Origin of the sequence: Plantactinospora sp. ZYX-F-223 (genome assembly GCF_039649625.1) — a bacterium.
GTDB lineage: Bacteria > Actinomycetota > Actinomycetes > Mycobacteriales > Micromonosporaceae > Plantactinospora.
Window position 1 is genome coordinate 38,788 of record NZ_JBDJAV010000033.1, and the last position, 21,409, is coordinate 60,196.

The 21,409-nt window shown below is 74.0% G+C and carries 11 protein-coding genes; 1 reads left to right on the plus strand and 10 read right to left on the minus strand.

Annotated features, from left to right (window positions below):
* Window positions 1-39: 39 nt before the first annotated feature.
* The 10 genes from AAH979_RS29230 to AAH979_RS29275 all read right to left on the minus strand — a co-directional run bounded on the left by AAH979_RS29230 (window position 40) and on the right by AAH979_RS29275 (window position 19,465).
* A complete protein-coding gene (locus tag AAH979_RS29230; RefSeq protein WP_346261344.1) occupies window positions 40-291 on the minus strand; it encodes an acyl carrier protein in 252 nt (83 codons plus the stop codon).
* On the minus strand, window positions 288-3,521 hold the full coding sequence (locus AAH979_RS29235) for an amino acid adenylation domain-containing protein (protein WP_346261345.1): 3,234 nt from the start codon (window positions 3,519-3,521) through the stop codon (window positions 288-290). The genes AAH979_RS29230 and AAH979_RS29235 overlap by 4 nt, the downstream gene beginning before the upstream one ends.
* The gene (locus AAH979_RS29240) at window positions 3,518-5,215 is read right to left on the minus strand and encodes a class I adenylate-forming enzyme family protein (protein WP_346261346.1); all 1,698 of its coding nucleotides are present in this window, start codon (window positions 5,213-5,215) and stop codon (window positions 3,518-3,520) included. The genes AAH979_RS29235 and AAH979_RS29240 overlap by 4 nt, the downstream gene beginning before the upstream one ends.
* Window positions 5,212-10,869: an amino acid adenylation domain-containing protein gene (locus tag AAH979_RS29245; RefSeq protein WP_346261347.1), complete on the minus strand. Its 5,658-nt coding sequence runs from the start codon at window positions 10,867-10,869 to the stop codon at window positions 5,212-5,214. The genes AAH979_RS29240 and AAH979_RS29245 overlap by 4 nt, the downstream gene beginning before the upstream one ends.
* A gap of 76 nt (window positions 10,870-10,945) precedes the next feature.
* Window positions 10,946-14,032, minus strand: a complete 3,087-nt coding sequence (locus AAH979_RS29250) for a condensation domain-containing protein (RefSeq protein ID WP_346261348.1) — start codon at window positions 14,030-14,032, stop codon at window positions 10,946-10,948.
* 84 nt (window positions 14,033-14,116) lie between these two features.
* Entirely contained in the window at window positions 14,117-14,863 is a 747-nt protein-coding gene (locus AAH979_RS29255) for an HAD family phosphatase (protein WP_346261349.1), read from the minus strand.
* Entirely contained in the window at window positions 14,860-16,236 is a 1,377-nt protein-coding gene (locus AAH979_RS29260) for a glycosyltransferase family 2 protein (RefSeq protein ID WP_346261350.1), read from the minus strand. Before AAH979_RS29260 ends, AAH979_RS29255 begins: the two co-directional genes overlap by 4 nt.
* A 10-nt stretch (window positions 16,237-16,246) precedes the next feature.
* Window positions 16,247-17,716 (minus strand): condensation domain-containing protein, encoded by a 1,470-nt coding sequence (locus AAH979_RS29265; protein ID WP_346261351.1) that lies wholly within the window; start codon window positions 17,714-17,716, stop codon window positions 16,247-16,249.
* A complete protein-coding gene (locus AAH979_RS29270; RefSeq protein WP_346261352.1) occupies window positions 17,713-18,774 on the minus strand; it encodes a putative sugar O-methyltransferase in 1,062 nt (353 codons plus the stop codon). Before AAH979_RS29270 ends, AAH979_RS29265 begins: the two co-directional genes overlap by 4 nt.
* Window positions 18,755-19,465, minus strand: coding sequence for an SIS domain-containing protein (locus AAH979_RS29275; protein ID WP_346261353.1), 711 nt, complete (start codon window positions 19,463-19,465; stop codon window positions 18,755-18,757). Before AAH979_RS29275 ends, AAH979_RS29270 begins: the two co-directional genes overlap by 20 nt.
* A 743-nt stretch (window positions 19,466-20,208) precedes the next feature.
* On the opposite strand from AAH979_RS29275, the gene AAH979_RS29280 reads away from it, so the two are divergent.
* The gene (locus tag AAH979_RS29280; RefSeq protein ID WP_346261354.1) at window positions 20,209-21,378 is read left to right on the plus strand and encodes a hypothetical protein; all 1,170 of its coding nucleotides are present in this window, start codon (window positions 20,209-20,211) and stop codon (window positions 21,376-21,378) included.
* Window positions 21,379-21,409: the final 31 nt, after the last annotated feature.

A 21,409-nucleotide genomic window follows, 5' to 3' on the forward strand; every position in this document is an offset into this window, starting at 1 on the left:
CCCGGGCCGGGTCCACGGTGGCCCGGCCCGGGCCCGCCGTCAGATTCCCCGTTCGCGGAGATAGTCCGCCAGCGCGGGTACGGTGTCCAGCGCCGAGATGTCGTCGTCCGGCTCCACCACCACGCCGTACCGGTGCTCGACGGCCTGGATCAGCCGCACGTACCCGATCGAGGTGAGGCCGAGCAGCCCGAGCGACTCGGGTTCGGCCAGCGCGTCCGCCGCGCTGATCTGGCCGTCGCTGGCCTCGACGACCAGGGTGGCGAGGTCGTGGTGGAGGTCGGGGACGGTCACGCGGACTCCTCCGGTCGCAACTCCTGCTCCTCCTGTCGCAACTCCTCGATGCAGCCGACCACCCCGTCGATGGTCGGGGTGTCGAAGAAGACGTCGAACGGCACCTCGACACCGAGAGCCCGCCGGATCCGGGCGGTGATCTGCATGATCGTCAACGAGTGGCCGCCCAGGTCGAAGAGACTGTCGCCCGGGCCGACCTCGTCGATCCGCAGCACCTCCCGCCAGATGCCGGCCACGGTCCGGGTCAGCGCCCCGGTGTCCGGCACGCCGGCAGTCTCGCTTCCGGCGGCCGGCGACGGGAGCTCGGTGCGCGCCGGGGCCGGCAGGGCGGCGCGGTCGAGCTTGCCTGCCGGCGTCCGGGGCAACCGGTCCAACCGGACGAAGTCCCTGGGGATCATGTAGCGGGGCAGCGTACCGGCGAGGTGCGCCCGGATCGGCGCGAGATCGCCCGCGCCGACCAGATAGGCCACCAGCTCCCCGTCCCGGACCGCCACCGCGGCCTGGGCGACAGCGGGCGCGCCGAGCAACGCCTGCTCGATCTCGCCCAGTTCGATCCGGTACCCGCGTAGCTTGATCTGGTTGTCGGCCCGGCCGAGGAACTCCACCGCCCCGTCCGGACCGAGCCGCACCCGGTCACCGGTGCGGTAACACCGCCGGCCGGTCCCGTCCGGCACGAACCGCTCGGCGGTGAGTTCCGGCCGCCCCCGATAGGCCCGGGCCAGCCCGGCACCGCCGATGCACAGCTCGCCGGGCACCCCGACCGGCACCGGACGCAGCCGGGCATCCAGGACGTGCAGCGTGGTGTTGGCGAGCGGGCCGCCGATGGTGACCCGGGACGGGTCGGCCGGTATCTCGGCGGCGGTGGACCAGATGGTGGTCTCCGTCGGGCCGTAGACGTTGACCAGGCGGTCGACGAGCGGGCGCAGCCGCCGGGCGACCGGGAGCGGAAGGGCTTCCCCGCCGCTGAGGGCGGTGACCGGGGCGCCGGCCCAGCCGGCGTCGAGCAGCAGGTGCCAGCTCGACGGGGTGGCCTGCACGTGGGTGATCCCGGCGTCCCGGATGAGCCGGCCCAGCGCGGTGCCCTCCCGGACGGTCGCGTCGGCGGCGACCACGACCCGGCCACCGGTGCACAGCGGCGCGAAGAGTTCGAGCGCGCTGATGTCGAAGGAGACGGTGGTCTGCTGGAGCCAGCGGTCGGCGGGGTCGGCGCCGAGCAGTTCGGTCATCGCGGAGACGAGGTTGAGCAGTGCCCGGTGGCCGATCTCGACGCCCTTGGGGCGTCCGGTCGAACCGGAGGTGTAGATGACGTAGGCGAGCCCGTCCGGGTCGGTGGCGGTGGGTGCTGTTCCGAGCTCGCCGGCGAACTCGGCCAGCCCGTCGAGCGGCAGCAGTTCGATTGGCAGCCCGCCGAGCGCGGCGGTGGCCTCGACGTGGCCGAGGACCAGCTTCGCTCCCGCATCGGTGGCGAGGAACTCCAGCCGGTTTACCGGATAGCTCGGATCCAGCGGCAGGTAGGCCGCCCCGGCGGCGAGGATGCCCAGCACACCGGCGACGAGTTCGACACCCCGGCGGGCGCAGAGCCCCACCAGGTCGCCGGAGGCGACGCCATGCCGGCGCAGCCGGTGGCCGATCCGGTGCGCGGCGGCGACCAGCTCCCGGTAGGTCAGCGTGCCGTCGTCGCCGCAGACCGCGACCGCGTCCGGGTCGGCCTGGGCGGCCGCCCGGACCAGGTCCAGCACGGTGCCGACGGGGCGGGGCCGCGCGGTGGCGTTCAGCCGGTCGAGCAGCGCCAGCTCCGCCGGGACGAGCAGGTCCAGGTCGCCGACCGGCCGGTCGGGCTCGTGCAGCGCCGCGGCGAGCAGGGTACGCAGGTGTCCGGCGATCCGCTCGGCGTCGGCGACCGGCAGCAGCCGGGCCGGTACGTGCATCCGCCCGGCCAGCCCGGCCGGGGCGTCGACCAGATGCAGGTGCAGGGCGCTGCGTACCGTCGCCGGGGCGAGCAGCAGATCCACATTGGACGAGCCTTCCGCCGGCCGTCGGTAGCTGACCGAGACCGGCGCCATGGCGGGCCGGGGCGGCAGGCCGGGCAGGGCACGCCCGAGCGGTACCTCGCGGTGGCGGTAGACGGCTCGGGCCTCGGCCCGCACCGCGCGTACCAGCTCGGCGAAGGAGGTCTCCAGGTCGACGCCGACGGTGACGGGCAGCTCGTTGACCCACATCCCGAGTTCGTGGGCGGTCTCCGGGGACCGGGTGGAGAGGTCGATGGCGACCGAGGCGATGCCGTTGCCGTAGCGGGCGAGTACCGCGTGCACGGCCGCGAGCAGCACCTCGAACCGGGTCGCCCCGAGCGCCGCCGCCCCGGCGGTCAGCGCGGCGTCCAGCTCCGCACCCCAGTCGAGGTCGAGGTGCGTGGCGGGCTCGGCGGCGGTCGGCGTACCGGTCAGTCCGGGCAGGACCACCTCGCCGGCCGGTGCCGGGCGCGCGGACCAGAAGTCGCGGGCTGCCGGGAGCGCCTCGGCGATCCGGTCGGTCTGGGCCCGCACGGCGGCGCTCAGCCGGGCGAGTGAACCGTTTTCCACCTCCCGTTGCGGTCCGCCGGACCGCAGGGCCGGAGGCGGTGCGTCAGCGCCGCGCGGTCCAGGTTGCAAAGGGTCCAGTGATCCGGCGCCGAGGGCCCGGCCGGCGACCGCCCCGGCCAGGTCGGCGGCGAGGACGTCCTTGCCGCCGCCGTCGAGCACCAGGTGGTGCGCGACGACCAGCACGACCGTGCGGCCGTCGTCGACCCGCAACGCCACGCAGCGGGCGAGCGGGCCGGCGGTGAGGTCGAAGCCGGCGGTGAGTTCGGCGGCGACGGCGGGCCCGAGTGCCGCCGGACCGACCGCCCGGTACGTGACCGGCATCGGGTCGGTGGGCGCCAGCAGCGGTTCCCCGTCGGCCTCGCGCACGCTCGTGGCGAGCAGCGGGTGCCGGGCGGTCACCACGGTCCACGCCTGGTCCAGCACCGCCGGCTCCACCGGCTCCGGCACGGTCAGCGCCACCGCCAGCAGGTACGCCGTCGAGGCGCCGCCGGCCCGCTCGGTGAACCAGACGCCCTGCTGGGCGAGGGTCAACGGGACGCCGGCCGGCGATCCCGCGACCACCTCCCGGTGCGGCCCGTCGGCTCCGGCGGTGACGGTCGGGGCGCGGGCGCCGGGCGGCTCGGGTGGAACGAGGTGCACTGCCTGCGTCATGGTTCGCCGTGTCCTCTCATGCTGCGTCCGGTAGGCGGGTGCACGGATGCGCCCGAGTCGGGTCTGGCGCCAACCGGTGTGCCGGGACCGTCCGCACCCCGGGCGTTCCCGGTGCCGTCGGTCCGGTCGGGCTGCTCGAAGAGCGCCCGCAGGCGGTGTTTGACGACCTTGCCGCCCGCGTTGCGGGGCAGTGCGTCGACGTGGACGATCCGGCTGGGCTGCTCGTGGCCGGCGAGCCGGCCGGCGAGGAAGCCGCGTACCTCGGCGAGCCGCAGCGTGCGGGTGGCCACCAGCGCGGCGACGGGTGCCGTGCCGAGTACCGGATCGGGCAGGCCGAACACGGCGGCCTCGACGATCTCGGGGTGCTCGTGCAGGGCCGCCTCGACAGCCACCGTGGAGACCTTGTCCGCCCCGCTTTTGATCACATCGCTCTCCCGGTCGACCAGGTACAGGTAGCCGTCGGCGTCGAGGTACCCGATGTCGCCCATCCGGGTCCAGCCGTCCCGGAACACCTGCCGGGTGGCCGCCGGATCGTCGTGATAGGACCGGGCGGTACCCGCGCAGCGCAGCCACACCTCGCCGGTCACCCCGGCCGGACACGGCCGTCCGGCGTCGTCGCAGACCCGCAGCGCGCCACCGGCGACGACCCTGCCCAGCGCGGCCGGCCGGTCCGGCTCGAAGACCACGCTGGTCTGCGTCGGCGCCGCCTCCGTCGAGGTGTAGTAGTTGACGATCGTGGCGCCCGGCAGCGCGGCCGCGAGCCCGGTCGCCACGGCGGGCGGCAGGACGGCGGCGGTCGAGCCGAGCAGCACCACGCTGGTCAGGTCGTGCCGGTCCAGCGCCCCCGAGCGGAGCAGTTCGATCGCCATCGCCGGCACCACGAAGACGCTGCCCACACCGTTCCGCTCGATCAGCCGGGCGAAGTGGTCGGGGCCGAACCGGGCCGTGACCAGCATCCCGGCGTGCGCGTCGAGCGCGTTGAACAGCATGGTCTGCCCGGCGTTCGTGCCGATCGGGAAGGCGTGCAGGAACTGCCGGGAGTGCGCCAGTGCCCGCATCGGCGGGTTGAGCCGGCAGCCGTGGGTCAGGTTGGCGTGTGTCGCGGTGACGCCCTTGGGCCGGCCGGTCGTGCCGGAGGTGTAGAGGATCTGCGCCGGGTCACCGGGCCGGGGTCCGGCCGTCGGCGTTGCCTCGGGCAGGTCCGCGACGTCCTCGGGACCCCAGCGGAATCGGACCGGCACGTCGGGCAGCTTCGCGGCCGGTCCGTGCAGTACGGCCGTCGCGCCGCTGTGCCGCAGCATGTACGCCAGTTCCGCCGGGGCGCTGCGGGTGGAGAGCGGCACCGCGACCGCACCGGCGGCGAGCACTCCGGTGTACGAGCAGGCGTACCCGATCCAGTCCTGGGCACCGTACAGCAGCCCGACCCGGTCGCCGGGGCGTACGCCCGCCGCCTCCAGCCCGGCGGCGATCGCCTGGGTCCGGGCCTGCCAGGTGCCGAGGTCGAGCGTGCCCGCACCCTGGCTGACGGCGACGTGCGACGGTTCGGTGCCGGCGCGGGCGGCGAGCATCTGCGGCACGGTCAGCGCGACCCGGCCGGCCCTGCCCGGCCGGCGGCCGGCGACCGCGTGGCCACCGCCAGCGGTAGCGGCGTCGTCCCCGGCAGCGGCGGCGGCTCCGGGCGCAGGGGCGCTCATCGGGCCGCCACCCGGTCCGTGGCCGGCCGCTCCGGGCCGGCCTGCGGGGCGGCGGACTGGGCCGGCGCGGCGCGGCGGCGCAGCGCCTCCACCCCGACCTGGTCGTCCGGCTGGGCGTCCGGGACCTCGTCGTCGAAGCGGGCGATCCGGGGCAGCCGCATCGCCACCAGTGCCACGGCCGCGATGGCGACCGCGAGCAGTAGGTAGAGCAGGCCGATGCCACGGCCCTGCCCGACCCCGATGACCCGGCCGACCGTGCCGGCGAGCGGCCCGGCCGGGGCCATCAACGGTTCGAGGAGGCGGGAGCCGACCGGGCCGACCAGGGTCCAGCCGAGGGGCAGGGTGGACCAGGCGATGACGGTGTTGATCGCGAACACCCGGCCGTGGAATCGCTGCGGCACCTTGACCTGCACGATCGTGGTGTAGACGCCGTTGAGCAGGACGAGCCACATCGAGATGCCGAACGAGCCGATCGCGATCACCCACAGCGTCGGCCGCAGGCCGATGACGAGGCAGAAGCCGGCCAGCACCAGCGTGCAGCAGAGCACGGTGAACAGCCGCCGGTGCCGTGGCCCGCCCCAGATGCTCATCGCCAGGCCGCCGAGGAACGCCCCGACACCGCCCGCGACCGAGACCTGGGCGACCTGGTCGATGCCGGCGAACGCCAGCACCAGCGGGGTCAGCATGATGAACAGCGGCGACAGGAACACGTTGAGGCTCATGAAGAACAGCAGCAGCGACCGGAAGCCCCGGTGTCCCCAGGAGAAGCGCAGACCCTCGCGGATCTCGGCGGTCAGGCTCTCCCGCCGCCGCCAGCCCAGCGTCCGGGGAAACCGCACCAGCAGCACGATGACGATCGCGGCGGCGTAGCTGAGCACGTCGATGACGAGGATGCCGCCGAGGTCGATCACGGCGAGCAGCGCCACCGACAGCAGCGGCATCATGATGGTGGCGACGCCGGTGACCATCTGTACGACGCCGTTGGCGTGCCCGAGGTACTGCTTCGGCACCAACTGCGGGATGGCCGAGTTGTAGGCGAGGCGCTGGAAGGTGAGCGACACCGACAGCAGCGCGATCAGCGGATAGATGTGCCACACCTGGAGCGACCCGGTCCAGAGCAGGATGCCGAGCAGGAGTTGGGTGCCGCCCGCGCCGACGTCGCCGCAGAGGATCACCGCGCGTCTGCTGTACCGGTCGACGATCGCTCCGGCCACCGGCAGCACCAGCAGGCCGGGGACGAGCCCGGCGACGGCGAGCAGCGCGAAGTTCAGCAGCGACCCGGTCTCCTTGAGCACCCAGAGCGGCAGCGCCACGTCGGTGAGGGTCGACCCGAGGATGGAGACGAGCTGGGCGAGCGCGACGACCAGGAAGCGGCCCATGCTGGGCTGCGGCCCGGAGGTGACGACCCGGCTGGCCGACCGGGAGGTGCCGTGCAGCCACCAGGTCGGCTCCGTGCCGCGCGCGGGCCGGGTCAGCGGCTCGGTCCGCTCCGACACCACGGCGCGGTCGACGGTGGTGACGATCTCGGCCAGCTCCTCGGCCCGCCACCGGAGGAAGAAGTGTCCGGCCTCGTCGAGTACGACGACGGCGGTACGGTCGGTGAGGAAGTGCCACTCGGTGAACCGCTCGGCGTAGAACTCGGTCGCCGGGTCCCGCTCGCCGGCCACGGTGACGACGGGTGCGCGCAGCCGTCCGGTGCCGGTGTGCATCAGTTTCGTGAAGTACGCCTCGGCGCTGTCGGAGTCCCGGCGCATGTTCCGGATGATCTGGCGGGCCTGGCCCGGCTCGATGTCGCTCATGTCGACGCCCATCGAGGTCAGCCAGTTGGCGTACGCCTTGTCGGAGCGGATCGCCTCCATCCGGGTCAGCCGGGACAGTGCCGTCCAGACCCGGCTTCGCGGCCGGGCGAACGGGAAGATCGCTCCGATGTAGACGGCGTCGAGTTCCCGCCCGCGCTGCTCCAGCCGGCGGGCGATCTCGACGGTGAGCGCGGAGCCGACACCGCAGTGGCCGTAGAGCGCCAGTGGCCCGTCGACCTTCGCCAGGATCTCGACGGTGCAGCGCTCGGCCAGCTCGTCGAAGGGCAGCGCGGCCTCGTCCAGCCCGATGTCGTGGCCGGGGATGGCGACGGAGAAGAGCCGGTGCCCGGCCGGCAGCGCGTCGGCGAGCGGCTGGTACACCACGGCGCTTCCGCCGCCGTACGGCACGCAGACCAGGGTGCGCACCCGTTCGCTTCGACGACTCCGGCTCGGCGGGTCTGGCGCCGCGCCGCGACCCGGAGCCGTCGCCGGCCCGGGACGGGTCAACTCGTGCACCAGGTCCCGGGGGCCGCGCTGCCCGTGCGGCGCCGCGACGAGCCGGGCCAGCTCGCGTACGGTGCGGTGCGTGAACAGGTCCAGCACGGAGACGCCGGCCCCGGCGGCCCGGCGCAGCCGCGCGACGACCTGGACGGCCAGCAGCGAGTGCCCGCCGAGATCGAAGAAGTCGTCGTCGAGGCCGACCTGCGGCACGTCGAGCACCTCGGCCCAGACACCGGCGACCAGGACTTCGGTCTCCGTGCCCGGTGGCACGTACGCGGCGCCGACGTCGCGGGCCCGGGGCGGGGCCGGCAGCCGGCGCCGGTCCAGCTTGCCGTTCGGGCTCAGCGGCAGCTCGGGCAGTTCGACGAAGGCCGCCGGCACCATGTAGTCGGGCAGCCGCCGCTTGAGGGCGAGCCGGAGCGCGGCGACATCCACCGGGGCGGTGCCGACCAGGTACGCGGCCAGCCGCCGGTCTCCCGGGCTCTCCTCGCGGAGGACGACGGCCGCGTCCCGTACCCCGGGTTGCGCGCGCAGCGCCACCTCGATCTCGCCCAGCTCGATCCGCAGGCCGCGCAGCTTCACCTGCCCGTCGATCCGGCCGAGGAAGTCGAGGGTGCCGTCCGGCCGCCAGCGGGCCAGGTCGCCGGTGCGGTAGCGGCGCTCCCCGTCCGGGCCGGTGCCGAACTTCTCGGCGGTCAGCTCGGGGCGGTTGAGGTAGCCGTGCGCCAGTCCCACCCCGGCCAGGTGCAGCTCGCCCGGTACCCCCACCGGCAGCGGCTCGCCCCGCTCGTCCAGCACGTACACCCGGATGTTGTCGATCGGCGCGCCGATCGGCACCCGGGCGGCGCCGGTCAGCTTCTCGGCGGTGCAGTGGTACGCGGTCACGTCGATGGCGGCCTCGGTCGGCCCGTACAGGTTGTGCAGTTCGACGCCGGGCAGTGCGGCGAGGGTACGCAGCGCCAGGTCGACCGGGAGTTCCTCGCCGCTACAGATGATCCGCCGCAGCGGGCGGCACCGCGCGATCCCCTCCTCGGCGAGGAACACCGCCAGCATCGACGGCACGAAGTGCACGGTGCTGACGCCCTCGGCCACGATCAGGTCGCGCAGGTAGCCGGCGTCCCGGTGCCCGTCCGGCCGGGCCAGCACCAGCCGGGCCCCGGACAGCAGCGGCCAGAAGAACTCCCAGACCGAGACGTCGAAGCCGGCCGGGGTCTTCTGCAGCACGGTCTCCGTGCCGGTCAGGCCGTAGCGGCGCTGCATCCAGTGCAGCCGGTTGACGACGCCGCGATGGCCGTTGATCACCCCCTTGGGCTGCCCGGTCGAGCCGGAGGTGTAGATCACGTAGGCGGGGTCGTCGGGCCCGGCCAGCGGTTCGGGGGCGGTGGCGGCGGCGGTCGCCCAGGTGGCCGGGTCGTCGAGGGCCAGCACCGGACGGTCGGTCGGCGGCAACCCGGAGCGGGCCGTTCCGGCGGTCAGTACGGCCACCGGGTCGGCGTCGGCGAGCATGAATCCGAGCCGCTCGGCCGGGTGATCCGGATCCAGTGGCAGGTACGCCGCACCCGAGACCAGGACGCCGAGCAGCGCGACGACGAGGTCCGGACTCCGGTGCGCGCAGACCGCGACGAGCCGTCCGGGCCCGGCCCCGTGCTCGCGCAGCCGGTGCGCGACCCGGTTCGCCCGGGCGGCCAGTTCCCGGTAGCTGAAAGTGGTGCCCTCGAAGGTGACCGCCGGTGCGTCCGGGGTGGCGGCGGCCCTCGCCATGACCAACTCGTGCAGGGTCACGTCCCCCGGGAAGTCGGCGGCGGTGTCGTTCCAGGCCACCAACACCTGCTCGCGGGCCGGCCCGCTGAGGGTGAGCAGCCGGCTGAGCGGCCGGTCCGGGTCCCGGGCGACCGCGTGCACGAACTCGACGAAGCTGTCGGCGATCCGTTCGACGGTCTCGGCGCCGAACAGGTCGCGGTTGTAGACGAACGCCCCGGAGAGCGTCTCCCCGGCCACCAGGTCCAGCTCCAGGTCGAACCGGGTCGCCACCGCTTCGACGACGAAGGGCGCCACGGTCAGCCCCACCTCCGCGCTGTCCGGGGCCGGAGCAGGGGGCGGTGACGCGGCCGGCAGCGGAGGCGACGGCGCAGCGGCGGTGCCGGGCGCCGCCGGGGTCCGCATCGATAGCGCGACCTGGAAAATCGGGGAACGGCCCACGTCCCGCGGCACGTCCAGCTCGGTGACCAGCCGCTCGAACGGCAGCTCCTGGTGGGCGTACCCGTCGAGCACGGTGTCCCGGATCCGGGTGACCAGCTCGGGAAAGGTCGGGTCGCCGTCGGCGTCGACCCGGGTGATCAGCATGTTGACGAACATGCCGATCATCGGCTCCAGTTCGGCGTGGCTGCGCCCCGCCTGTGGCGACCCGATGGCGAAGTCGTGCTGCCGGGCGTAGCGGGCCAGCACCGCCGCGTAGGCGGCGAGCACCACCATGTAGAGGGTGGCGCCGTGGTCGAGCGCCAGCCGCCGCAGCGCGGCGGTCGACCCACCGTCCAGGCGCACGCCGACCGGCGCGCCCCGGAAGGTCGGCTCGGCGGGTCGCGGCCGGTCGGTGGGCAGCTCCAGCGGGGGTACCCCGGCCAGCCGGGCCCGCCAGTAGGCGACGTCGCGGTCCTCGGTACCGTCGGCGAGCCGTTGCCGCTGCCGTTCCCGCTGCCACAGCGCGTAGTCGCCGTACTGCCGCCGCAGCGGCGGCAGGGGATCGGCCGGAGCGGTCCGCCCGGGGTTGCCGGCAGCGGCGAGCAGGGTGAGTAGTTCGCCGACGAGCAGGTCGGCCGACCAGCCGTCGCAGACGATGTGGTGCAGGGTGAGCGCGAGCACGTGGTCATCCGGGCCGACGGCGTACAGGGCGGCACGCAGCAGCGGACCCCGGGCCAGGTCGAACGGCTCGGCCAGCCGGGCCCGGACGGCGTCGCGTACCCACGCTTCCCGGGCCGCCAGGTCGGCACCGGCCGGCTCGGCGACGTCGAGCCCGATCGAGACCGTGTCGTCGATGTGCAGCACCGGCTGGCCGTCCACTGTGGCGTCGAAGCGCATCCGCAGGCTCTCGTGCCGCGCCGCAACCGTGTCCAGGGCGGCGCGCAGCGCGGTCGGGTCCAGCCTCCCGCGCAGCCGCAGTACCACCGGGACCGTGTACGCGGCGGTGCCCGGCGCGTACTGCTCCATGAACCACAGCCGCTCCTGGGCGAGCGAGAGCGGCACCGCCGCCCCCGCCGGCCGGGCCGGGACGACCTCGGTCGGCGCGGCCGCCGGCTTGAGCCGGGCGGCGAGCAGCGACCGCTTGGTGGCGGAGAGCTGGTCGGGAACGGCGGTCATTGCCGTGCCTCCGTGGCCGTGCCGGCTCGGTCTTCGGGGCCGGGGTGCGGCGCCGGATGCCGCCTGGTGTGGTCGATCAAGGTCCTCCCGTCCGGGTGGCGGCGAGCTGCGCCGCCGCCTCGTCCTCAGTGAGCCGGTCGATCTCGGCGATCAGCGCGGCCTCGACCGCGCGGGCGAAGCCGGCGACGGTGGGGTGCTGGAACAGCAGCCGGACCGGCAGGTCGAGGCTGACCGCCGCCCGCAGCCGGGCGATCACCCGGATGGCGAGCAGCGAGTGTCCGCCGAGCGCGAAGAAGTCGTCGGTCGCGCCCACCCGGTCGACCGGCAGCAGCTCGGCGAAGATCCCGGCGACCAGTTCCTCCGCGTCGGTACGTGGCGCCTCGAACCCACCCCGGACCTCGTCGCCGACCGAGGGCACCGGCAGCGCGGCCGTGTCGACCTTGCCGTGCGGGGTCAACGGGAGCGCGGCCAGCGGCACGACCACGCTCGGCACCAGCGGCGCGGGCAGCCGGTCGGCGGCGTGGGCGCGGAGCTCGTCCACGGCGGCGGTGCCGGTCACGTACCCGACCAGGGTGTCGCCGAGGGCGGTGACCACGGCCTGGCCCACCTCGGGGTGCCCGGTCAGCACCGCCTCGACCTCGCCCGGCTCGATCCGCATGCCGCGTACCTTGAGCTGCCGGTCGAGGCGGCCGAGGAACTCCAGTACCGGCTCGTCCCGGCGCCACCGGGCCCGGTCACCGGTCCGGTAGAGCCGACCGCCGCCGTACGGGTCGGGGCGGAACCGCTCGGCGGTCAGGTCCGGCCGGCCGAGGTAGCCGTCGGCGAGCCCGGTACCGGCCAGGCACAGCTCGCCGACCGCCCCGCGAGGCACCAGCCGCCCGGCCTCGTCGAGCAGGTACGCCCGGACCCCGCCGATCGGGCGCCCGATCGGCGGCCGGCGACCGGTGTCGGCGGCCCCGAGCTCCACGGCGGTGGCGATGATCGTCGCCTCGGTCGGCCCGTACGTGTTGATCAGCCGGATCCGGTCGCCGTGCCGGTCCCGCCAGCGGGCGACCGCGGCCGCGTCGACCTGCTCGCCGCCGAGGATCAGCAGCCGCAGCGCCGCCGGCCAGGCCGGCACGAGACCCAGCAGTTCCTGCCAGTACGCGGTCGGCAGGTCGAGTACGGTGATCGCCGGGTCGGCGGCGAGCAATTCCGGCAGCGACTGCGGCCCGTCGGGCAGCAGCACCAGGGTGGCGCCGGCCGCCAGGGTCGGCCAGATCTCCTCGGCGTGGGTGTCGAAGCTGAGTTCGGCGAACTGCACGACCCGGTCGGTGCCGGCCAGCCGGTAGGCGTCGACCATCCACCCGGCGCGGGCGTCGAGGGCGGCGCGGCCGACGAGCACCGGTTTCGGGGTACCCGTCGAGCCGGAGGTGAACAGCACGTAGCCGGGGTCGGGCGCGGCGGCCGGCGCGGTCGAGCCCGGCCCGACTCCTTCGGCGGTGAGCACGGCGGCGACGGCGGCCTGCGCGACCAGCGCGGCGCGGCGCCGGGCCGGCAGTCCCGGATCGACCGGGACGTAGCCGGCGCCGGCCCGCCAGGTCGCCAGCAGGGCGACGACCAGGTCGGGGCCGCGCGGCAGGCTCACCCCGACGAGCTGCCCGGGCTCGACTCCGGCGGCGCGCAGCGCATCGGCCAGCTCACCGGCGCGCGCCCACAGCTCCCGGTAGCTGACCTGGTCGGCGCCGCTGACCAGGGCGACCGCCTCGGGCGCGGTCTCGACCGCCCGGGCGATGCGGGTGAGCAGCGGCGGCGGGTCGGCGACGGCCGGCCCGGTGCCGATCCGCAACAGCTCGGCCCGGGCCGCGTCGTCGACCAGCGGCAGCGCCCGCACCGGGGTGTCCAGGTCGGCCAGGACGGCGTGCAGCACGGTGGTGAACCGGTCGGCCAGCCCCTCGGCGGTGGCCGGGTCGAACAGGTCGGCGCTACAGGTGAGCAGGATGTCCATCCGGACGTCGTCGGGGCGGACGTTGATCGCGGTCGAGCTGACGAAGACGTCCATGGCCACGTCGGTGATGGTGCGGCGCGATCCCTCCCCGAACGCCTCGACCGCGATGCCCTCGAAGCCCTCGAAGCCGGTCGCCGAGACGTCCATCGTGGAGTGCAGGGTGAAGGTGGCCTGGAAGAGCGGGTTGCGGCTCGGGTCGCGGTGCAGGTCCAGGTCGGCGAGGAGCTGCTCGAACGGGATCTCCTGGTGGGCGAAGGCGGCCAGGCAGTTCGCCCGGGTCCGCAGCACCAGGTCGCGGACGGTGACGTCACCGGAGAGGTCGGCGCGCAGCACCAGCATCCGGGTGAAGTAGCCGAAGACCGACTCCACCGCCACGTCGTCGCGGCCGGCCACCGGCGTGCCGACGCAGATGTCGTGCTCCCCGCTGGCCTGGGCCAGGGTGAGTTGGTAGACCGTCATCAGCAGCATGAACGGGGTGCAGCGCAGCTCCCGCGCCGCGCGCTGCACCGAGACCCACAGTTCGCCGTCGCACTCGCGGACCGCCGCGACCCCCGCCGAGCCGCGTACCGCCGGGCGGGGCCGGTCCGGCGGCAGTTCGAGTACCGGAGGCCGGGCCAGCGCCGCCCGCCAGTACGCCTGCGCGGCGTCGTCGACGGTCTGCTGGGCGCGGGCGTGGTCGAGGTAGCGCAGGCCGGGCGGGGTGGGCTCGATTCCCCGGTACGCCTCGGCGACCTGCCGGTAGAGCAGGTTCATCGACCAGCCGTCGCCGACGATGTGGTGCACGGCGGTGCAGAGCACGTGGGTACGCGGGTCGAGGCGGAGTAGGCCGACCCGGATCAGGTGCCCCTCGGCGAGGTCGAACGGGCGGGCGATCAGTTCCTCGACGGCCCGCCGGGCCTCCTCCTCGCCCGACACGTCGACCCGGCACACCGGGGTCGTCCGTGCGGCGAGTACCTCCTGCACCGGTACGCCGCCGGATTCGACGAACCGGGTCCGCAGGCTCTCGTGCCGGGCGATCACGGTGTCGAGGGCGCGGATCAGCCGGTCGACGTCGAGGTCGCCCCGGAGCAGGACCGTGGTGGAGATGGTGTACGCGGCGTCGCCCGGGTCGAGCCGGTCGAGAAACCAGAGCCGCCGCTGTGCCGGGGTCAGCGGGCCGCGATCGTGCTCAGCCATGACAGACACGCCCCTCGTGGGATGGGTCCGGGACGTCGGGGCGGCAGCCGTTCCCGCCGGCCTCGACGTTCGCGACGCGGTAGGTCATCGGCCGCTGCCTCCCGGGCCGGCGATCGCGGCGGCGCCGGGCGCCAGCAGCCGATCGAGCAGTGCCGGCAGCCCCGGATGGCGCCAGTCCGGGAAGACCGCCGTCGCTCCGGCCGCGCCGATCGACGCCAGGTAACCCGGGTCGGGCACGGTGGGCATCGCCACCACCGGACTGCCGGCCGACCGGGCCGCGGCGACGCCGGTGACCGAGTCCTCGAAGACCAGTTGGTACGCCGGCGGCACGCCGAGCCGTCTCGCGGTCTCCCGGTAGACGTGCGGCGCCGGCTTCAGCTCCGGTACGTCCTGCGCCGCCACCACCCGCTCCGGGCCGATCAGTTCGAGCAGTCCCGCCCGGCGCAGGATGCCGAGCGCGGTCCCGCGCTCGGTGACGGTGCCCACGGCCAGCAGGACGCCCCGGCCGGCCAGCCGGTCCAGGACCTCGGCGACCCCGGCACGCGGCACGACCTCTTCGACCGCACCGACCAGCGCCGAGAAGTACCGGCGCTTCGCCGCGAGCACCTCGACCGGCGAGACCCCGGTGTCGGACAGCGCCGCGACCTCGGCCGCCACCCGTGGGTCGGGGCCGCCGATGAAGTGGGGGAGCCGGAGCAGGGCCTGGTCCCAGGTGAGCGCGACCCCGACCTCGCGGGCCGCCCGCAACAGGGCGCCGTGGTGGAACCGTTCCAGATCCACCAGGGTGCCGTCGAGATCGAAGGCGACGGCTGACAACCGGCCGCCGGTCACCGCCGACCACCACTTCGCGCGGGCCCGACTCCGGGTGGTGCCGCCGAGGCCGCCCTCGGTCCGGAACGCGATGGCACCGACCCGTGCCGGGTCACGCTGACGACGGCCAGCTCGTCGTCCTGGTACGAGATCGTCGCGTCGTAGCGCGGGGTGAGCATGGCGAGGAAGTAGTCCAGGTCGTCGATCATGCCGATCCCGTCGGTGGGGTCGCGGCGCAGTCCCTTCGACTGCACCAGCAGCGCCGTGTCGGCGATGCGGAGGCTGTCCAGGATCAGCGCGGAGAGGTCGATCGGGGTGAGCATGCGCCACAGGTCGAGATGCACCGCGTAGTCGAAGGAGCCGTCCGGGTACGGCGTCCGGACGCCGAACAGGTGCGGATTGTCCGGCCCGTACGGGACCGCGTGGTCGATGCTGGTGATCCGGCCCGCCGACGCCGCCGGGTCGACGTCGAACCCGATCCAGAGACTGCTCGCGGCGTCCGGCAGGTCGACGGCCCTGCGTACGGCGTCGCCGGTGACCCGGCCCGGGTGGTCGCGGACGAACTCCCGGCAGTCCTCGTAGAACGGCAGGGTCCGGGCGACCCGGCGGTGGTTGTCCGATGGGTGGGTGAAGAACTCGATGTCGTAGTGCCGGTATTTGCGGACCAGGTACGGCAGCACCGGCTTGGTGTTCTCCCACTCCGTCGCCCAGTCCCGGAAGTGCGGCGTGTGGTAGCAGAGGGCGTCCGGGTCGTAGCGGAACCGGCTGCTGTCCCGGCCGAAGTGCCGGTAGATCCGGTAGGTGAAGTCGGTGTCCTCGTATCCCCACTGGACGAACGCCTCGTCGAAGCCCCCGACCTGGAGGTACAGCTCCCGGGGGAGCGAGAGGTTGTGCGTGAACCCGAACATCCAGCCGGTACGCCGGTAGACGTCGAAGCCACCGCCGCCCCGCCCCGGCAGGTCGCGATGGTCGCCCTCCATCGGCAGCAGCTCGGCCTCGTCGGGCATCGCGTGCCGCAACCTGGCGAACGTCCCCCAGCTCGGCTCGATCCGCCGGCCGTAGACGACCTCGGCATCCGGGTCGCGGGGCCGGCGCAGGTGCCGTTCGACGAGGTCCGGGGCGGCGTAGGAGTCCGCGTCCATCAGCAGCAGCAGGTCGGCCCGGGACCGGGCGACCCCCGAGTTCCGGGCCGCCGACCGGCCCCGGTTGGTGCCGTGCCGGACGTACCGCAGGTGCAGGTCGGTCTCGTAGCGGCCGACCACCGCCCGGACGTCCTGCACCGAGGCGTCGTCGACCACGATCACCTCGAACCGGTCCCGGTCGGCGGTCTGGGCGACCAGGGACCCGAGGGTCAGCTCCAGGCAGGTGACCTGGTTGTAGGTCGGCACGATCACGGAGAGCACGTCAGGCCCCCGGCCACGGGTGGCAGTTGTCGTCGACGGCGCGGCTGCCCGCCCCGGCCGGCGGCGCGATCCCGACCAGCTCGGCCACCCGGTCGGCACCGAGGTCGCCGACGTCGAGCAGCTCGATCAGGACGAGTTCCAGCCCGGCGAGGAGCTTCCGGGCGTCGGCGGCGGTCAGGCAGCGGCTGTCGCAGAAGAGTTCGAGCACGGCGCGCGAGCGCAGCGACTTGACGTGCAGGTACAACGTCAGCCGCTCGCTGTCCCGGCCCTCCAGGTCCGACACCCGGGTGGATCCGGTCAGCTCGCGCAGCTCGGCGACGTCATAGCTGGTGGGCGGCGCCCCCGGGACACCGGGTTCGGGCACCACGTTGACGGTGCTCGACAGGTCGATGTCGACGCCACGCCGGGTCCGCACGGTCTCCAGCAGCCGCGCGACGTCCCGGGGGTCGCTCTGCCCGCGCAGGTACGCCAGCGTCGACGCCCGGTGCGCGGTGCGGATGGTGCCGGCCAGCGACCCGCCGTCCAGCTTGATCAGCGCCGGCGCGCCCTGGTAGAAGGTCCCCACCGAGGCGGCGTCCACCGGGGTGAACCGGTTGCCGCCGGCGAGGAACAGCGGCACCGTCCCGGTGCCGGCCCGGATGCCGATGATCGTCGCGAGCACGCCCAGCAGCACGGCGGCCGGGCCGACCCGGTGCCGCGCCGCGACGGTCTGCGCGGCCGCCGCCAGCGCCACCGAGTGCAGGCCGACGCCCGGGAAGAGCGGGGTCTCGCCCGGCCCTCGCCGGGTGGGGAAGGCGGTCTGCGGCATGGCCTCCAGCACCCGGCGCCAGTAGGCCAGCGAGCGGTCGTTGGCCTTGTGGCCCGGCTCCGACGCCTCGTACGCGACCCGGGCGAGGGGCTGCCAACCGGCGACCGCCGGCGCGGCGCGGTCGTTCCGGAGCAGGTCGAGGAACTCCCGGCGGAGCACGAAGCACCCCCAGGAGTCGACGGCGAGGTGGGAGAAGACGAACACGACCTGCCGGGGACGGCCACCGGCGGCGACGAGGCACACCCGCAGCGGCCACTCGTATCCGTGCCGGAACGGTTCCCGCCAGAGCCGCTCCTCGGCCTCTTCGGCGAGCCCGTGTACCCCGCCGGGGACGGTCTCGCAGACCTCCACCGACAGGTTGCCCGCCGGATCGCGGTGCTGCCGGGGCTCGCCGTCCGGGCCGACGGTGAACCGGGTCCGCAGCACCTCGTGGCGACGGACGAGGGTGCGCAGGGCGGTCAACACGTGCTCCCGGGTGACGTCGCCCGGCAGGTGCACCCGGAACCGGATGTTGAGGTAGTGGTTGGTCGGGGCCAGCGACTCCAGGATGTCCCAGACGAACCGCTGCCCCCAGGTCAGCTCGCCGCTGCCCTCGTCCAGCCCGGCGAACTCCAGCGACAACCGGTCGCGGAGCGTCGTGTCGGGTGTTCCGCTGCCCGTCATGGCGCGTCGGGGGTCGGGTCCGTGCCGGTGCGGCGGTAGAGCAGGAACCAGTCACCGGCCCCGACCAGGTCCCGCACGTCCGGGTCGGCGATGGTGGGCTCGCGTGCGGCGAGGACGTAGCCGTACCGTTCGAGCACCGGGGCGAAGTCCCGCCGGAGGTAGTCGTCCTCCAGGCTCAGCAGCCGGTCGCCCTCGTTCGGCACGATCATGAGCGTGGGTACGCCGCACCGGGCGAGCAGGTCGATCCAGGCCTCGATTACCGAGATCGGCATCTCCGAGAAGCTGTGGATGTTGACCGCCAGGTCCGGCCGCTCCGCCGCCAGCCGCTCCGCCATCTCGTCGAGCCGCAGCACCGTCGCCTTGTGGTCGACCTCGCGATATATCAGGTAGTGCTCGCTGAGGAACGTCGACTCCGGGATCGCGTCGACACAGAGATAGCGCTTCAGCCCGGGAACGGCCTCCACCATGCGGTGCGCGAGGCGGCCGTACCCGGCACCGATGTCGACGACGGTGTAGTCCGCCCTGGAGAGCAGCCCCCAGTGCCGGTCGAGAAAGTAGATTTCGTTGATCGAGTCGAGCAGGTCCCGGCTCGACGTCGGCAGCGTGTCGAAGTCGAACGTCCAGCAGCCGAAGGCGCCGTCCTCGCTGGTCCGGTCGAGCAGCTTGTGCGTGTCGAGCGAGCTGACGTACCGCGCGAAGAGGAAGAACTTCAGCCGGGCGTTGTCGCCGAGCTGGCGGAGCTGCCAGACGTAGGCGTTGTCGCCGCGGAAGTATCTGAGGTTCAGGTCGCGCAGGCGGCGGCTGCGCCGCCAGAACCGGCCGGGCCGGAACGGCGACGCCAGCCTGCGGTAGCGGGCGCGTAGCTGCACGAGGTCTGGATTGCGGTCGTCGAGCACCGCGGCCAGCTCGGCGGGGAGTGGGCGGGAGTCGTCGTACCGCCCGTGGCCGGCGTGGATCCGGTAGCTGGTCAGCTCGGTCGACGTCCGGGTCAGGGTCAGCCCGAAGAGGCCGACGAGGTAGCGAACGGTGAGGAAGACCCTAGAACTGTAGTGATTCACCGGGCTCGCCAACCTCCGCACGCTCCGCCGTGGCACCGGCCGGACCGCCGTCGCCGGTGGAGCCGGTGTACCGGCAGGGGTCGCCGCCACGCAGCACCCGTACCGCCATGTGGCCGAGCGCGACGTGCAGGTCCTCGGTCAGCCCGTAGTCCGCCTGGCCGAAGACGACGAGCCGGTCCGCGAGCCGGGCGAGGTCACCGGCGTTGCCGAGCGCCGCCAACACGGTCATCCCGAGGTGACGGCCGACCGTGGCCGCCCGGACCAGGTTGGTCGAGTGGCCGCTGACGCTCAACAGCAGCAGCACGTCGCGCGGCCTGCCCCAGCCGACCAGTTGCCGGGAGAAGATCTCGTCGTAGGAGTGGTCGTTCGCGATCGCGGTGACCCGGGCGATGTTCTCGGTCAGCGCCACGACCTGCGGCGCACCGCCGAGTGGGCCTGCCGCCGCCATCAGGTCGCTGGCGATGTGGATGGCGGCCGTGCTGCTGCCGCCGTTGCCGGCCACGAAGACCCGGCTACCCGAGTGCAACGCGAGGACCAGTGTCTCCAGCAGATCGGTCACCGCGCCGGTCTCGAGCTGGGCGAGGGCCAGCGTCAGATCGTCCACGTACTGCTTGACCACGGTCTCGGCCCCGGTCGGTGCGGGGCCCGCCCCCGCTGCCGGGGCGAGTCGCTCGTTCGTCGGGACGATCATCGGAACGACCCTTTGTCCACCTGAACCGCGCGGCGCTCACGCACCGCGTCCGACCGTGCGGTCCGGCGGACCGCAAGGGGAGGCTGAAAAAGGTTCGGTGCGGCGACCGAGTGGGTTCCGAATGCGATAGGTGCAGCACATCCGGAACGCTTTTTCGGTAACTGCCGGAGACCCCGTTTCGGGGGTTGCGGTGCAATTGTCGACGTCGATTGTCCGACCAACGCAGGCTCCTCCTCGACACGTCGTGCGAGGACGGTGACAGACCGCAGCGCTGCGCCAGGTCGCCGTTCCCCCGTGACCCGTGTGGAAGATAACAACCATCGATGGGTACGGCAACCCCGAGATCGTGTTCACCCCGTCTGGCCTGTGCGTTTGCCTGGTGACCCCGACTTGTGGCGGCCGTCCGGCGGAATACCGAGATGGACGCTTCCGGCCCGCTCGGTCCCGAAATCGACCACTGCCAACCATCCGGGCCAAATGCGCCGGCGTTTCGTACGTGTTTGTGGTCCAGGACCGGCACACAATCGCTGCTCCGGTGCATTGCCGAATGCGTTGTTCGACGAGGCGTCACCCAGCCGTCGGGTCGGGGGAGTGGCCGAGTCGAACCGACCCGTCGAGCCACCGGGCAGCCCGAAACCGAGGTGTCGGCGAGCTGAAGGCGGGACGCCGGCACCAGCCGCAGTGCCGGCCCGTTCGGTGGCCCGGACGGCGGCTCTGTCGGGGGCCGGTAGTAGCTTTCCCGGGTGACCGAGATCGACACCGCGCGGTTCGCGACCCTGCTACACGCGTACGGCCGGGCCAGCGACACCCCCGAGCACCTGGCCGCCCTCGCCGGTGGCGACCCGGCCGGCCGGCGGGCCGCACTGGAGCACCTGTGGTCGGCCGTGATCCACCAGGGCACACCGTGGACGGCGACCCCACCCGCCGCCGTCGCGGTCGCCGCGCTGCTCGGCGATCCCCGGCTCTCCGGCGCCGCCGATGCGGAACTCCGGGCCAACCTGCTCGGCTTCCTCGCCGCCGTCGCCGAGGCCGGCCGGTCGCACCCCGACCTCGACGAGTTCGCCGCGCCGGTCGGCGTCGACGTGGACGCCGCCCTGGCGGCGGCGCTCGACTCCGGCGACGAGGACGAACTCTATGCCGACGAGGCGCTGGCCAACGCCCTCTACGCCCGCGCCGTGCTCGGCTGCCGCGATATCGTCCCCACCCTGCTCGCCGCGGCCACGTCGGCGCTGTCCGACCCCGAACCGGCGGTACGCGCGGCCGCGGCGCACGCGGTCAGCGCGTGCAGCGCGGTGCCGGCCGGCACGACCGAGGCGGCGGGTCTCGCCGAGCGCCTCGACGCCCTTGCCGCCGAGGCCGGGCCGGACGAGCGTGCCGCGCTGGTCCTGGCCATGGGCGAGCTCGGGCTCGCGCCGCGCGCCTACCTCGACGACCCGCATCCGGGTGTGCGGGCCTGCGCCGCGCTGGCGCCGACCCTGGCTCACGATCCGACCGCCACCGCCGAAATCCTCGCCGCCCTGGCAGACCCGGCCGCCACCGACGACTGGTTCACCCACCGCCCGCCGCAGCTAGATACCCGGATCCGGTTCGCGCTCGTCGCCGCGGCGATCGCCCGGGTCGACGATCCCGACCGGCTGCTGCCGGCCGCGCTGGCCATCGCCCCGATCGCCAGCCGTTACACCGTCCGCCACGACTGGGGGCCGCTGCTGCACGCCCTCTTCGCCGGGCGCGACCCCGGCCCGCTGTCCCCGGCCCAACGCCGCTACCTCGGCGCGCTCGTCGCCAACGAGGACCTGTGGGACCCGCGCAACGGCACCGTCGGTCTGGTCTTCCGCGACGCCGGCCTGCCCTACGACCGGGACGCCTGCGGCGACCTGGTCAGGGACCAGACCCCACGGCCGCCGGCACGCTAGGCGGGGAACCGTTGCGCTCGGGCTACGGCGC